The organism is Ensifer adhaerens, assembly GCF_020035535.1.
Classification (GTDB): Bacteria; Pseudomonadota; Alphaproteobacteria; order Rhizobiales; family Rhizobiaceae; genus Ensifer.
Map to the genome: position 1 here is coordinate 2,437,506 of NZ_CP083349.1, position 13,855 is coordinate 2,451,360.

The following is a 13,855-nucleotide window of genomic DNA, read 5'->3' on the forward strand; positions in this document are numbered from 1 at the left end:
AAAGTAAAGACCATCGGGAGGAATATCATGAAAACTGGAGGCCAGCTCGTCGTCGACGCACTCGTCGCCAATGGCGTAAAACGTATCGCTTGCGTGCCGGGAGAAAGCTACCTGGCGGTGCTCGATGCGCTCTACGACACCGACATCGACGTGGTCGTCTGCCGCCAGGAAGGCGGCGCTGCGATGATGGCGGATGCCTGGGGTCGGCTGACCGGCGAGCCGGGCATCTGCATGGTAACCCGCGGCCCGGGCGCGACCAACGCTTCGGCCGGTCTCCATGTCGCAAGGCAGGACTCGATCCCGATGATCCTCTTCATCGGCCAGGTGCAGAGCGAGGCGCGCGAGCGCGAAGCCTTCCAGGAAATCGAATATCGCCGCGCCTTCACCGAGGTTGCCAAGTGGGTGGGCGAGATCGATGATCCCGCCCGCATTCCGGAATTCGTCACCCGCGCCTTCGCGGTCGCCACCTCCGGCCGCCCCGGCCCGGTGGTCCTGACGCTGCCCGAGGACATGCTGACGCGCAGCGCCGAGGCGCCCGCCGCCAAGGCTTACCAGCCGGTCGAGGGTCATCCGGGTCCGGCGCAGATCAAGCGGCTCGGCGAAATGCTCGGCAACGCCAAGCGGCCGATCGCCATTCTCGGCGGCACCCGCTGGACGGCGGAAAGCGTTGCTGAATTCCAGCGCTTCGCCGAACGCTGGAAGCTGCCGGTCGGCTGCTCCTTCCGCCGCCAGATGCTTTTCGATCACCTGCACCCGAATTACGCCGGCGACGTCGGCATCGGCATCAACCCGGAGCTCGCCAAGGAGGTCAAGGAAGCGGATCTGGTTCTGCTGATCGGCGGCCGCTTCTCGGAAATGCCCTCGTCCGGCTACACGCTGATGGATAGCCCCTACCCGCGCCAGACGCTGGTACATGTGCATCCCGACAGCTCCGAACTCGGCCGCGTCTACCGGCCGGAACTGGCGATCGCCGCAAGCCCGCGCGACTTTGTTGCCGCCCTCGAAGGCCTTGCGCCCGCAAGCGAACCGACCTGGTCGGAGCGCACCGAGATCATGCACGCCGCCTATCTCAAGTGGTCGACCCCGCCGGAAACCGGCCCGGGCGCGGTGCAGATGGGCCCGATCATGAACTGGATCGAGGCGAACACGCCGCAGGATACGATCTTCACCAACGGTGCTGGCAACTATGCCACCTGGGTGCATCGCTTCCACCGCTTCCGCCGTTACGCGACGCAGGCAGCACCTGCCTCCGGCTCTATGGGTTACGGCCTGCCGGCCGCAGTCGCCGCCAAGCAGCTGCATCCGGATCGCGAAGTCATCTGCTTTGCCGGTGACGGCTGCTTCCTGATGCACGGGCAGGAGTTCGCGACTGCAGTGCGTTACCGCCTGCCGATCATCACCGTCGTCGTCAACAATGGCATCTACGGCACGATCCGCATGCACCAGGAGCGTGAGTATCCCGGCCGCGTCAGCGCGACCGACCTCACCAACCCGGATTTTGCAGCACTTGCGCGCGCCTATGGCGGCCATGGCGAGACGGTCGAGAAGACGGAAGAGTTTGCCGACGCGTTTCTGCGCGCCCGCGCCAGCGGCAAGCCGTCGATCATCGAGATCAAGCTCGACCCCGAAGCGATCACGCCGACGCGCACGCTGACGGACATTCGGAACGGCTGATCTATTAGCTCGGGAAAAGATTGCGACCGCTGCTCGTTGCGGCGGTCGCAAACGACGACTTGCCTTATTCCTCGAGCCACTCGGTCGAAAACGCACCGGCTGCGTGCAGGTCTATCGATTCAAGTCTTCCCGGTCCGAGGTTCTCGAACTTGTGCGGCATTGGCCGGCGCCACGACGATCTGGCCGGCTTCGGCGTCAATGGTGCGATCACCCACAGTGAAGCGGGCGCGGCCGACGCGCACGATGAAGGTCTCGGGATAGGGATGGCGGTGGAGTTTCGGCCCGTAGCCGATCTCGTCGGTGGAAACGAAGATCACCGAAAGGCCGGCGCCAAAGGCGCCGCCCTCGAACTCGCCTTTCCATCGGTCGGGTTCATCCGCCCATCGCTCGCGCGGAATGAGATGCGCTTCGGCCATGCCGGTCCTCCACTGTCAGATGGAACGATACGGCCGAGCGCGAGAGCTTGGGTTCAGCCGCGGATATGCTGGGTCTGCTGGTAGACGGCCGTCGAGCGGGCACCGGAGCGGCAATAGCCGAGCATCGGGCGCTGGAACTCGTCGAGCGCGTCGACCATGCTTTTCACGGCATCGGCGGTCACGCCCATCGGGCCGACCGGAATGTGCATGGTTTCGATGCCGAGTTCCTCGGCGCGTGCGGCGATCGAATCGAAGGTCGGCTGATCCGGCGCCTCGAAATCCGGGCGGTGGCAGACGATGGACTTGAATCCGAGCGCCTTGATCTGGTCGAGATCCTCGACGGTGATCTGGCCGGAGACCGAGTATTCGTCGTTGATCTGGCGGATGTCCATGGTCGTCTTCCTCAGGAAATATGGTGGCCTCTGATGTAGGCGCAGCACTTCTCCGCGTCAATTCAAAAGCCGTGGGTCAGGCAACGGCAAAGGCGATCGCGTAGCTGCGCGCCTCGCCCGGCAGAAGCGGTATCAATTCTCCGGCCGCCGCCAGATCCGGCCGCTTGGCAATGCGGTGCGACACCGGCTCGATGCTGATCACATCCGCCGCGCCGCGCTGGCAGCGCCACATCTGCACGAACGGCAACGTATCGGTCCGAAACCGCACGGTGAGACTTCGGCCGCCGAGACCGGCAAGGTCCGCAAGCGCGACCTCCGACCAGCCATCGGCACCGGTGGCCGCCGGCAGGCAGAAATGCGCGCTCTCGCCATCGCCGAAGCGCCAGCCACGTTCCCCACCCTCGAGCGAAGCGCTGACGATGCGGGCTTCGTTCCCGAGCAACCGGCCACAAATGTTGAGGTGATACATCATCATCGGCGGAAAGGCGGATGCGCCTGAATTGACGACGCGATCCTCGAGCACGACTTCGTTCCGCCCGGCATCGATCCGCCAGCGCCGCTCGACCCGCGCCTGCCCGCCATCGGCAAGCGCCACCTCGATCGTCGCCGTACATTCGGCTCCGTCGCGTGCCATCTCAGTGCGGCCGACGGCAGTCCCGGCCAGCGACCCGTGCAGCGGGTAGCGCGCGCCTTCCGCGCCGCCCTCGATCGGCTCCGGGTGGCGGATATGTTCGGGCCCGCAGGTGAAGAGGAAACCGGCCAGCGCCCGGTCGATCCTGGCATCGCCATCGGAGGGGATCGCCGCACCCGGCGAAAGATCGACGCCATCGACGACGAAAGCGGCGATGTCGAGCGCCGAGAGGCGATCGAACAACACATGATTCTCCTGCCTGTCAGCAGGCTCATCCAGCGTCCTCAGCATGTGCTCTTCCTCAAATCGGCCGCAGAATCACTGCAATCACAAAGAGATGATAGCTGAGGAGAGATGCATTTCACCGGTTGAAGCCCGGGATTGCCCCGCTTAGATAGAATTTAACTGCTTGTTCATGATGAATTCATTTTTTTCACATTAACGTCGAAATCCAAATGTACCGCGCCACATTCTCTACAATGAAAACAGGTTCTCACGTGACGTCAGCGACCCGCATCGGCCTCTCGCTTCTCGCCGCAGCCGGCTTTCTCGCCGTGGATTTGGCGAGCGCTTTCGCGCAGGATTATCGCGGCAGAAATCGCTATGGCGACGACGTCATGCTGGTCACGCCCGATGGCGAAATCCTCGACTATGTACCGCGCGCCGACGAGGTGCAGACCATGCGCGACAGCCGCGGACGCACGCTGCTGATAGATAGCTGGGGCAATGTGGTGGCAACCGTGGTGCCCAATCGCGCCCGCCGGGATAACTACGGCAACTCCCAGGGTGGCTATGGCGGTTATCGCCGCCAGGGCGACGTCGACATCTATTCGAACCGGCGCAATCGCGACACGGAGCGCGGCTACGGCTATTCCGAGCCTGGCGAAGTCACCGGATCCATCCCCGACTACCGCGACGTCGTGCCGCCATCCACGGACGGCAACGAGTTGCCGAACAGCCTTCCGGGCCTGATCGACGGCACGGAAGAAGCCTCGATCGACCCGAACGACACCCAGCCGATGCGCCAGTCGATGCCGCCGGCCATGACGGTCAAGAGCAAGTCGCGCGCCGAGATCACCGCGCTGCAGGTCTTCCTCGATCGCGAAGGCTTCTCGCCCGGCGTGATCGACGGCAAGATGGGCTCGAACGTCACCAAGTCGATCGAGGCCTGGCAGCAGGCGACCGGCGAAACGCTCGATCCCAACAACACCGATGACATTCTGGAGCGGCTGCGCATGAACGGCGGCATGCCGATCACCAGCTACACGATCACGGCTGCGGACGCGGCCGGCCCCTATGTCGCATCGATCCCCGAGGATTACGCACACAAGGCCATGCTGCCGCACATGTCCTTCACCTCGACGACCGAAATGCTCGGCGAGAAGTTCCATATGGACGAAGGCTATCTGCGCGAGCTGAATCCGGGCGTCGATTTCACCATTCCCGGCACCATCATCAAGGTGATCAATCCGGGTGCGAACAAGACCGGCAAGGTCGCCCGCATCCTCGCCGACAAGGCGCGCAAGCAGGTGCTGGCCTATGACGACACCGGCAAGCTGATCGCCGCCTATCCGGCAACGATCGGCTCCTCCGACACCCCGTCTCCATCGGGCACCGTCAATGTCGAGCGCATCGCCCTCAATCCGGGTTACACCTATAATCCGAAGATCAATTTCCAGCAGGGCAGCAACGACAAGATTCTCACCCTGCAGCCGGGTCCGAACGGCCCGGTCGGCACGGTGTGGATCGCGCTCTCCAAGCCCACCTACGGCATTCATGGAACGCCGGAACCCTCGAAAATCGGCAAGACCCAGAGCCACGGCTGCGTGCGCTTGACCAATTGGGATGCGACCGAGCTCGCCAAGATGGTCAGCCCCGGCGTCACCGTAGAATTCGTCGATTGAGGCATCTCTTTTCGGCAAGGCCGACCAGCCCTCCCGAAAGCATTATTTGCTCGCCTCCCCCAATTGGGTGAGTGACTTCGGCTGAACGGCGTAGAAGATGGGAAAGCCTGATCGACCATCCACGACAGGCACATTTTTAAAGCTGTATCGCCGAAGCGGGACGACGTTTCGGCAAAGACTTTTCAGACGAATACATTTTCAAGACCGCAGCTGCCGACGACCCAGCTGCGGTTTTTTTTCCGGTTTCACACCGCGCTGCCCCTCGAGGGCTCCCGCACCGGCTTGCATCATGACTTCATGATACATTGTCATGAGAATTTTCCCCGCAATCGGCTATCACCGAGAGAACCTCGATCTACAAGGCCGACATCCGGCCGCACTTGAAGGATTGCCGCGATGGCGACGGAGCGTACCCTGCCCAACCTCTGGCATGCGACGGCACCGGCCGCGCCAGAAACCAAGCCTCTCAGCCGTGACCTGACGACCGATGTCGCCATCATCGGCGGCGGCTTCACCGGCCTCTCGGCGGCTCTTCACCTCGCCGAAAAAGGGATCAAGGCAACGGTCATCGAAGCCAGGATGATCGGCTTCGGCGGCTCCGGCCGCAATGTCGGCCTGGTCAATGCCGGCATGTGGGTGAAGCCCGACGATCTCATCTCCACGCTCGGCCCGGCCGCCGGCAACCGCCTGCTCACCGAACTCGGCGACGGACCGTCCATGGTCTATGCCCTGGTCGAGAAACACGGCATCGCCTGTGAGGCCGTCCGCAATGGCACGCTGCACATGGCCGTTGGCAGCGAGGGCGTGACGGAGATCAAGGACCGCGAGGCGCAGTGGCAGAAACGCGGCGCCCCAGTCGAGGCGCTTTCCGCCGAGCGGGCGCGCGCGCTCTCCGGCGCCGAAGGCTTCTCGGGCGCCCTGCTCGATCGTCGCGCTGGCACCATCCAGCCGCTCGCCTATGCCCGCGGCCTGGCACGCGCGGCTCTTGCCGCCGGCGCCGAGATCTACACCGACACGCCGCTCACCGGCGCAGAGCGCCAGGGCGACACCTGGGTGCTGAAGGCGGGCAAGGGCGTCGTGCGCGCCAAGCACGTGATCCTCGCCACCAACGCCTATGGCGGCCTCTTTGCCGAGAGCCCGTGGCAGGCGCATACGCAGGAACTGACGATCCTGCCCTATTTCCAGTTCGCCACCAATCCGCTGCCCGATGCGGTCGCAAGCCGCATCCTGCCGGAACGCCAGGGCACCTGGGACACCGGCCTCGTCATGACCTCGTTCCGCATGGACCAGCAGAACCGGCTGATCTTCGGTTCGATCGGCCGGCTCGACGCGATGGCCGAAGGCACGCATCGCGCTTTCGCCGCCCGCTCCGTGCGCAAGCTCTTCCCCTATATCGGCGACTTCCGCTTCGAATACTGGTGGGACGGCCGCATCGGCATGACCACCAACAACCTGCCGGCCATGCACACGCTGGCGCCGAACGTGGTCTCCGTCAGTGGCTACAACGGCCGCGGCATCGCGCCGGGCACAGTCTTCGGCCGGGCGCTCGCCCACCACGTCACCGGTGAATCCTCGTCGATCCCGCTTGCGGAAACGCCGGTCACGCCGGACACTTGGCGCACGGTGAAGTCGGCCTTCTACCACGCCGGCGCCCAGGCCAAGCATTTCATCGATCGGCGCTTCTGAGCGCCCCAAGAGAATGCAGCGGACCGGCCGCGCCGGTCCGACATCTCGGCTTCTCTTCTGTCACCTTCTAGGAAAGCGCGGCGACCCCGGAGTCGGTCCCGACAGGCCGGCCTTCGCAGAGCGTCGCGGGTCACCGGCACGTCCGCTCGCCGATGGCGATCCCGCCTCAGTGATCCCACGCACTTCAAAAAAAAAGAGATCGATCCGGCCGCTTGGCGCGCGGCGCGCATGGGCGCTACCAAAAACCGATTGCGAAACACCATCAGTCGATCTAACCTGCACCGATTGCATATCGCAATCAGGATCGCGCGAATGTGCCATTTCAGAGGAGAACGTGGCTATGGCCAAGCTCGTGTTCGGAATGAACCAGTCGCTGGACGGCTACGTCGACCATATGGAGTTTGCACCAAGTCCGACGCTCTTCCGCCACTTCATCAAGGAGGCCGAACAGCAGACGGGCAGCCTATACGGTCGCCGTATTTATGAGATCATGCGCTACTGGGACGAGGAGCATCCTGAGTGGGATGCGGACAGACGGACCTTCGCGGCGGCGTGGCGAAAGCAGCCAAAGTGGGTCGTTTCGCGCTCGCAAAAGTCTGTCGGCCCCAATGCCAGTCTCGTCGGAGCTGATCTCGAAGGCGCGATCAGGGCGTTGAAGGCCGAGCACGAAGGCGAGATCGAAGTCGCCGGCCCGGTCTTGGCGCACAGCCTCACCGAGCTCGGCTTGATCGACGAGTATCGGATCTACCTGCACCCGGTCGTACTGGGTCGCGGAAACCCCTATTTCGCCGGCCCCCGGCCACGACTGCGCCTCGTTTCTCATGATCGGATTGGCGAGGACGTGGTACGGCTGACCTACGTTCCTGCATAATCTGGCGACTTGCCAATCGCGAATGGCTCTACCCGAACGCGACATGACCGCTCTCGTCCCGGGCGGGACGTCGGCGCAAGGACAGCATGGTCGTGTAGCCAGGCTCATCTGGTTGCGGCGAGCCAGCCAGGCGCACTCCACTTTCCGGAGAGGTGCAATTACGCCGAGGAAAGCCACCGCATACGGCAGCCGAGGAAGGCGATTGCCGCTTCCCCACGCCTGCGATAAGCGCGTTGCGTGCGTCCATGCCGACAGTAGGCAGAGCAATGATAATCCGTGCGGCAAGCAATGACGATCGAAGCGCGATCTGGGAAATAATCCGTCCGACCATCCGCGCGGGCGAGACCTATACGCTCGACCGCGATCTTGGCGAAAACGATGCGCTGGCCTACTGGATTGCTCCGGACCGGGAGACGTTCGTTGCGGAAGAGAATGGCACGATTTTAGGCACATACTATATCCGGTCGAACCGGGCGGGCGGCGGGCGGCATGTTTGCAACTGCGGCTACATGGAAGACGCAAAGGCAAGCGGCCGAGCGTGGCCCGCCAGATGCATGAGCACTCTCTCGCCCATGCTCGCGCAAAGGGCTTCCGGGCCATGCAGTTCAATTTCGTCGTCAGCAGCAACGAACGCGCGGTGCGACTCAGGCAGTCGCTCGGATTTGAGATCGTCGGTCGGCTTCCGGAAGCATTCCTTCACCCTTCGCTCGGCTATGTCGACGCCTTCGTTATGTTTCGCAAGCTTTAGACGGGCACTCGCGGTCGATGCGCAGACTTCGCAACGCAGCCCTTGCCCGTTCCGCAACCGCCCCATTCCGCAGATCTGCCAGCCCAAATCAAGACGCCCCATCCCTGACCCGAGGCGCCATCTCTAAAACCGTAGCGCGCGAGCACGCGGCCGCGCGGTAGCCCGAAGCAGTCTTCCGCCTGTCACGGCACTCGGGAATCCATTTCAGGATAAAGAACAACGCTTTCCTGGGCGGTCGGCTCGTTGCGCGCCCCAATGAATACGGCCGGTTCAGCTCCCCGATTGACGGCCACGTGCAATACGTTCGCGGGAATGTAAAGATAGTCTCCGCGGTGCATGACATCCCGGTGCTGGAGTTCATCGCCACTCCACAGCTCCAACTCTTCACCGCTCAACATGTAGAAGGCGGTCTCATGGCGCTCATGCACATGCGCCTTGGTGCGTTTTCCAGGCGGGATCGTAGCGATACCGAGCCACAGCACGGTTGAACCAACTGACTCCGCACTAACGCCGGGTAGGTAATCGGACCCCTGTTCAGCTCGGTACCCTGCGTCCCCTTTCGAGACCAGGGCCTTGCCCCGCGAGAAGCCTGCATCGGTCCGTTCTTTTGAAATCGTCATTTTGGTCTCCTCCGTGGTAGTCTGGTCGACCTACGCAAAAGGATCGCAAGAACACCGACTGGAGTCCTTAATGGGAGGGCGAAAAGTCCCGAATTCTTTTAAAGAAGCCGTAGCCGGGAGCGTCGAGCCGCAACAGTTCGCGTTCGGGGCGTTCATCCTCGACATGCAACGCGGCGCACTGACTTGTGACGGGCGGCGCGTGGCAATTGGCCATAAGGGCCTGTTGCTGCTGAACGCGCTCGTGCGCGCGCCGACGCAGGTTGTGAGCAAGTCCGCGCTGCTGGAGGCTGCCTGGCCCGCCGCTATCGTTGAGGAGAGCAATCTCTCGGTTCAGATCGCTGCCTTACGAAAAAGGCTGGGTCCCCAGCCGGAGGGAAGCGCATGGATCGCCACCGTGCCGCGCGCGGGGTATCGTTTTGCCGGTCGGGTGAATAGCCTGCATCCTGCTGCCGCTGATACGCCCTCGGCGTTGCCCGGTTCGCTTACGAACCCCGGCAGACCATCGATCGTGGTTCTTCCGTTTGCCAACTTGAGCAATGACAGGCAACAGGCGTATCTGGTGGATGGCATCACCGAGGATGTCATCACTGCGCTCACGAGATTTCGGTGGTTTCGGGTCATCGGGCGCAATTCGAGTTTCGTCTACAGGAACAAGTCCGTAAGCGCCAAGCAGGTGGGCCAGGAACTGGGTGTCGGTTATGTGCTCGAAGGAAGCGTGCGCCGCTCCGGCGGTCGCCTTCGGGTCTCCACTCAACTGGTCGAAACCACCTCGGCCAGCCAGGTCTGGGCCGAACGGTATGACGTGGAACTGGAAGATGCATTCGCAGTTCAGGACGCCATCGCGGCGAGGGTCGCCGGTGCGATTGAGCCGGAACTGCTGAAGACGGTGTCACTGCCCGCGACGGCGCGGCACATGGGAAACATGACGGCGTGGGAGACAGTGCGGCAGGGAACCTGGTATTTCCACCACGTTGGCCAGCAGACCCACCTGGTGGCACGAGAGCTATTCAGGGAGGCGTGTCGGCTCGAACCCGAACTTGCGGAAGCCCATCTCTGGCTTGGTCGCGTGAGTGCAGGCATCGTCGCCTATGGATGGAGCGAGCACCCTTCCGAAGATATCAGGGAAGGGTTGGATGCCGCCTTGGCGGCAGTTCGGCTCGACGAAAAGAACCCGTACACACATTACGCGTTGGCGATCTGCAGCGCGTACTCGAATGCCCCCGAACAGGCGGTCCTTGCGGCCGAAAGGGCGATCGAGATCAGCCCGAGTTTCGCCCTCGGCCACCTTGTGTTGGGAATGGCTGAACTGTTCAGGGGGAGCGCGTCTAGTGCCATAGCGCCACTGGAACACGGCCTCACGTTGAATCCCAGCGATCCCCAGAACTTCGTTTGGCTGAACTTGCTGGCGCTGGCCCACCTGTTTGCAGGCGACGGAGCCAACGCGCTTGCCGCTGCCGTGAGAGCCCAAAAGGTGCGCCCTGCATGGCGGCCGGTCCAGGAAACGCTGGCCTGCTGCTATGCGACTGCCGGGCGTCTTGCAGAGGCTCGATCATCGCGCGAGTTGATGAGCGAAATGGAGAACCCGCCCGGCGATGCTTTAGAGCCGCTAAGACAACGTAATCCGCATTGGCAGGAGCGAATGGCAGAATTGTTGAAGCAAATCCCGAATGGCCCGCTTACGACAGGAGAACAGCCATAAGTCCAGCCTTATAGGCACGTGGCGAATGCTATCATGAACTTACGCGCGATTGCAGGCAGGCGAGGTCTCCGGCGCGTTCGGCGAGCTTCTTCGGGCCTGCCTCCACTTTGTCCGGGTTGCCGGACGACAGTCCTGGTGCTGAAGAGCGACCGGCTCCTCCCGTGGCGCTTGTGCCGGGGGTTCACGACGTCGATGCGCGGAAGTTACATTCCATCAATTTGAGCTGGACCGGAGCCCAACGCAGAGAAGCCCTCCCCCATTCCGCAGACCTGCCAGCCCAAAAGCAAGGCGCCCCGGATCATCCCTGACCCGAGGCGCCATCTCTAAAAACGTAGCGCGATCACGCGGCTGCGCGATAGCCCGAAGCGGTACTGACCTGCACCTGACCGGAAGTCCGGAAGGCGCGAAGGCGCGTGGCGATGTGCTCGGCCTCGCCCGTCAGCGCCTGGCTGGCGGCATTGGCCTCTTCGACCATGGCGGCATTCTGCTGGGTGATCTGGTCCATCTGGGTGATGGCGATGTTGACCTCCTGCAGGCCGGTTGCCTGTTCGGCGGTGCTGGCGCGGATCGCGCCGAAGACGGAGCTGACCTCCACCACCTGCGCGACGATCTGCTGCAGCGACTGGGCCACCTGGTTGACGGAATTCACGCCGTCGTCCACCTGGCCGCGCGACTTGGCGATCAGGCCCTGGATGTCCTTGGCCGCTTCCGCGCAGCGCTGGGCGAGCGCGCGAACTTCGGAGGCGACAACCGCAAAGCCCCTGCCCGCCTCGCCGGCGCGCGCCGCTTCGATGCCGGCGTTCAGCGCCAGCAAGTTGGTCTGGAAGGCGATCTCGTCGATCACGTCGACGATCCGCGCGATGCTCGCCGAAGACGTCTGGATCTCCTGCATCACCTCGATCGCGTGGCTGACGATCTCACCGCTCTGTTCGGCATTGGCGCGCGCGGCGACCACGGTCGAATTCGCCTGGTTGGCGCCTTCGGCGGTCTGCTTGACCGTACGCGTCACCTGTTCGACGGCAGCCGCAGTCTCTTCAAGGTTTGCCGCCTGGCGCTCCGTACGCTTGGCAAGATCATCCGCCGCCGCCGCAATTTCCTTGGCGCTGGTGTGGATCTGGCTGGCACCGGCCTCGATGCCGCCGATGGCGCGCGAGAGCTCGCCGATCGCTTGGTTGAAGTTTTCGCCAAGCTCCTGGTAGGCGACCGGCAAATCAGCGCCGATGCGCGCCGTCAGGTCGCCGTCGGCAATCCTCTTCAGGGCCGCGCCGAAAGTCTTGCTGATCAACGCACGCTCGGCCGCCAGCACTTCCTCCTGGACGGCGCGCTGCTTGGCCACATCGGACGCGTCCATATAGACGGAGATCGACAGGTCCATGTCGAGGAAGACGCCCTTGACGAGGCTCGACAGCATGGCGCCCAGCTCTTCGGCCGAGGTGGTCTGGCGCGAGAACAGGCCACGCTTTGGCCAGTGCGCCTTGACGATTTCGGTAATCAGATGTTCGGCGACCAGCGCGTAGCCGCCGATGTACCAGCGGGGCTCGAGGCCAATGCGCGCGTGGACCTGGCCGATGGTGCGAACCTTGGCGCTGTAGTCCTCATTGAAATTGGCGTCGGCGATATTGGCCCAATGGCCGACCTGCGCACCCTTGGCACGGTCGATGTGGCTGTCGGACGAAAAGAACCGCTTCGTCTCCGGCGTCGTCTTCACCTTGCTGTAGAACTTGTCCAGCGCCGGCTTCAGCTCCTTCTCGAGGATCGGCTTCAGCGCCTTGAGGCTGGCTCTGGCGGCATCGTCGAGCGCCATGAAATTCAGACGACCGGCAACGTCCTGCGTGCCGGCAGCGGTGTGTTCCGTTTTCATGCGCGAACTTCCCTGCATGCTCTGCCACATGTCTTTTCGATCTGGGGACGAAAACACGAGGCAGTTCGAAGTGATACAACGACCTTTGCGCCTTCGGTTCGGCGCGGCGCTGTTGTGGATCATGGAGACAGGATCGACGGCGCTACTGCATGTTTCCTTTAATCGTGTCCGATCGAAGGACAAAAACATGCGGCACTTCAAAGTGCTACAGCGACCTTTGCGCGTCTGACGCTCGGCGCTGTAGGCGTCTGAGATCATGGCCGCAGTCATGGCGGCCGATTGCCTGTCTGCGGTGTCGCGACGGGCAAGCTGTGTCCAAAGGCACAGTTAGAACGTCAGGGTAAAGGAAGCCTTACGGGCGACAGCTATTTCGGGAGGATGAAAACAGGATTCAACCGGAACTGACGAATGTCAATTCCGGTTGATATGCAATAAACGACTGGGGTCTGTGGATCAGGCGGCGTTGCGCGAAGCCCAGGACGGCATGCGAGCGGCCCAGGAACGGCGCGTCTTGACCGGCAGCAGTGCCTGCACTTCCTTTGCCAGCGCAAACGCGTTTTCGCGCGCCTTGTCGAGGTTGCTGACGCGGGCCGGGTCCATTGTCTGCAGCGTACCGCCGCAGTCGAAGATTTCGCGATAGGCGGCACGCTCGACGATCGGCGTGTCGAGCACCGAGACGCCACGTTCGGCGAGCATGGCCTTGATCGTCTGCAGTGCGCGCGTGGTCACGAGAGAATTGACGCGGGTGAGCACGACCGAGTGGTTGATGCGCTGCCTGGAGCGGTCTTCGATCTGGCGGATGAGTTCGAGGATCTGTGCGGCCCCCTTTGCATCCATGGCGCAGCCCTGCACCGGGATCAGCACCTGGTCGGAAACCGCCAGTGCCAGTGCGACAATTTGATCTTTCGCGCCCGCGAGATCGATGACGATGTAATCCGCCTCGTCCTTCATTTCGCGGATATGACATTCGAGGGAGCCGGGCGTGATGTGCGAGATGACCGTGAGATTTGCGATGTGGCCGGAAACTTCGGCCCAGCTCGTGATCCAGCGCTGCGGATCGGCATCGAGTACCACGACGCGGTGTCCCTGCCTCGCCAGCTCCGTCGACAGGATCAGCGCCGCCGTCGTCTTGCCCGCGCCGCCCTTTGCATTGGCGAAAGTGATGACCGCCATGATATTCCTCATTCTGTGCGTGTTCCGCGCTGAACCCTGACGGCCAAAACCGGTGGTTCGCTGCTTAACGAAACCTTTCAGAACATGGTTAACGAATTGGTAACGCGGGTACGTGAAACCTGACAGTCGGTCTGCCAGAGGACCGGCCGGACGCGGCGATGAAGATGGAAAGAGCTTAAT

Annotated in this window: 10 protein-coding genes and 2 pseudogenes; 6 read left to right on the plus strand and 6 right to left on the minus strand. The window is 62.9% G+C overall.

From position 1 onward, the window contains the following. Positions 1 to 27 precede the first annotated feature (27 nt). Positions 28 to 1,674 carry a thiamine pyrophosphate-binding protein gene (locus LAC81_RS12005; protein ID WP_223724972.1) on the plus strand — a complete coding sequence of 549 codons (1,647 nt, stop codon included), beginning with the start codon at positions 28 to 30 and terminating at the stop codon, positions 1,672 to 1,674. Between the two features lie 64 nt (positions 1,675 to 1,738). Here the strand turns inward: LAC81_RS12005 and LAC81_RS12010 are convergent. From LAC81_RS12010 to LAC81_RS12020, 3 genes and pseudogenes are all read right to left on the minus strand, one after another. After that, a pseudogene (locus LAC81_RS12010) lies at positions 1,739 to 2,090 on the minus strand (cupin domain-containing protein). 53 nt (positions 2,091 to 2,143) lie between these two features. Then, positions 2,144 to 2,482: a TIGR01244 family sulfur transferase gene (locus LAC81_RS12015; RefSeq protein ID WP_113540753.1), complete on the minus strand. Its 339-nt coding sequence runs from the start codon at positions 2,480 to 2,482 to the stop codon at positions 2,144 to 2,146. Between the two features lie 76 nt (positions 2,483 to 2,558). Further along, the gene (locus LAC81_RS12020; protein WP_223724973.1) at positions 2,559 to 3,404 is read right to left on the minus strand and encodes a DUF4432 family protein; all 846 of its coding nucleotides are present in this window, start codon (positions 3,402 to 3,404) and stop codon (positions 2,559 to 2,561) included. 164 nt (positions 3,405 to 3,568) lie between these two features. On the opposite strand from LAC81_RS12020, the gene LAC81_RS12025 reads away from it, so the two are divergent. The 4 genes and pseudogenes from LAC81_RS12025 to LAC81_RS12040 all read left to right on the plus strand — a co-directional run bounded on the left by LAC81_RS12025 (position 3,569) and on the right by LAC81_RS12040 (position 8,322). Next, entirely contained in the window at positions 3,569 to 5,017 is a 1,449-nt protein-coding gene (locus tag LAC81_RS12025; protein WP_223724974.1) for a L,D-transpeptidase family protein, read from the plus strand. 396 nt (positions 5,018 to 5,413) lie between these two features. Beyond that, the gene (locus LAC81_RS12030) at positions 5,414 to 6,703 is read left to right on the plus strand and encodes an NAD(P)/FAD-dependent oxidoreductase (RefSeq protein WP_223724975.1); all 1,290 of its coding nucleotides are present in this window, start codon (positions 5,414 to 5,416) and stop codon (positions 6,701 to 6,703) included. A 340-nt stretch (positions 6,704 to 7,043) separates the two neighbouring features. Beyond that, positions 7,044 to 7,574 carry a dihydrofolate reductase family protein gene (locus tag LAC81_RS12035; protein ID WP_223724976.1) on the plus strand — a complete coding sequence of 177 codons (531 nt, stop codon included), beginning with the start codon at positions 7,044 to 7,046 and terminating at the stop codon, positions 7,572 to 7,574. Positions 7,575 to 7,840: 266 nt separating this feature from the next. Continuing rightward, a pseudogene (locus LAC81_RS12040) lies at positions 7,841 to 8,322 on the plus strand (N-acetyltransferase family protein). 182 nt (positions 8,323 to 8,504) lie between these two features. Here LAC81_RS12040 and LAC81_RS12045 read toward each other — a convergent pair. Continuing rightward, positions 8,505 to 8,942 (minus strand): cupin domain-containing protein, encoded by a 438-nt coding sequence (locus LAC81_RS12045; RefSeq protein WP_223724977.1) that lies wholly within the window; start codon positions 8,940 to 8,942, stop codon positions 8,505 to 8,507. Between the two features lie 70 nt (positions 8,943 to 9,012). Here LAC81_RS12045 and LAC81_RS12050 point away from each other — a divergent pair, with 70 nt between their 5' ends. Further along, entirely contained in the window at positions 9,013 to 10,641 is a 1,629-nt protein-coding gene (locus LAC81_RS12050; RefSeq protein WP_223724978.1) for a winged helix-turn-helix domain-containing tetratricopeptide repeat protein, read from the plus strand. A 340-nt stretch (positions 10,642 to 10,981) separates the two neighbouring features. On the opposite strand, the gene LAC81_RS12055 is transcribed toward LAC81_RS12050, so the two are convergent. Both LAC81_RS12055 and LAC81_RS12060 read right to left on the minus strand, forming a co-directional pair. Next, positions 10,982 to 12,502 carry a globin-coupled sensor protein gene (locus tag LAC81_RS12055; RefSeq protein ID WP_223724979.1) on the minus strand — a complete coding sequence of 507 codons (1,521 nt, stop codon included), beginning with the start codon at positions 12,500 to 12,502 and terminating at the stop codon, positions 10,982 to 10,984. 453 nt (positions 12,503 to 12,955) lie between these two features. Next, on the minus strand, positions 12,956 to 13,675 hold the full coding sequence (locus LAC81_RS12060) for a ParA family protein (protein WP_223724980.1): 720 nt from the start codon (positions 13,673 to 13,675) through the stop codon (positions 12,956 to 12,958). Positions 13,676 to 13,855 lie beyond the last annotated feature (180 nt).

Bases quoted from the DNA above. Each gene is read 5' to 3' on its own strand.
- LAC81_RS12030 (WP_223724975.1), top strand. From the start codon at position 5,414: ATGGCGACGGAGCGTACCCTGCCCAACCTCTGGCATGCGACGGCACCG.
- LAC81_RS12055 (WP_223724979.1), bottom strand. From the start codon at position 12,502: ATGAAAACGGAACACACCGCTGCCGGCACGCAGGACGTTGCCGGTCGT.
- LAC81_RS12025 (WP_223724974.1), top strand. From the start codon at position 3,569: ATGTACCGCGCCACATTCTCTACAATGAAAACAGGTTCTCACGTGACG.
- LAC81_RS12050 (WP_223724978.1), top strand. From the start codon at position 9,013: ATGGGAGGGCGAAAAGTCCCGAATTCTTTTAAAGAAGCCGTAGCCGGG.
- LAC81_RS12020 (WP_223724973.1), bottom strand. From the start codon at position 3,404: ATGCTGAGGACGCTGGATGAGCCTGCTGACAGGCAGGAGAATCATGTG.
- LAC81_RS12005 (WP_223724972.1), top strand. From the start codon at position 28: ATGAAAACTGGAGGCCAGCTCGTCGTCGACGCACTCGTCGCCAATGGC.
- LAC81_RS12045 (WP_223724977.1), bottom strand. From the start codon at position 8,942: ATGACGATTTCAAAAGAACGGACCGATGCAGGCTTCTCGCGGGGCAAG.
- LAC81_RS12015 (WP_113540753.1), bottom strand. From the start codon at position 2,482: ATGGACATCCGCCAGATCAACGACGAATACTCGGTCTCCGGCCAGATC.
- LAC81_RS12035 (WP_223724976.1), top strand. From the start codon at position 7,044: ATGGCCAAGCTCGTGTTCGGAATGAACCAGTCGCTGGACGGCTACGTC.
- LAC81_RS12060 (WP_223724980.1), bottom strand. From the start codon at position 13,675: ATGGCGGTCATCACTTTCGCCAATGCAAAGGGCGGCGCGGGCAAGACG.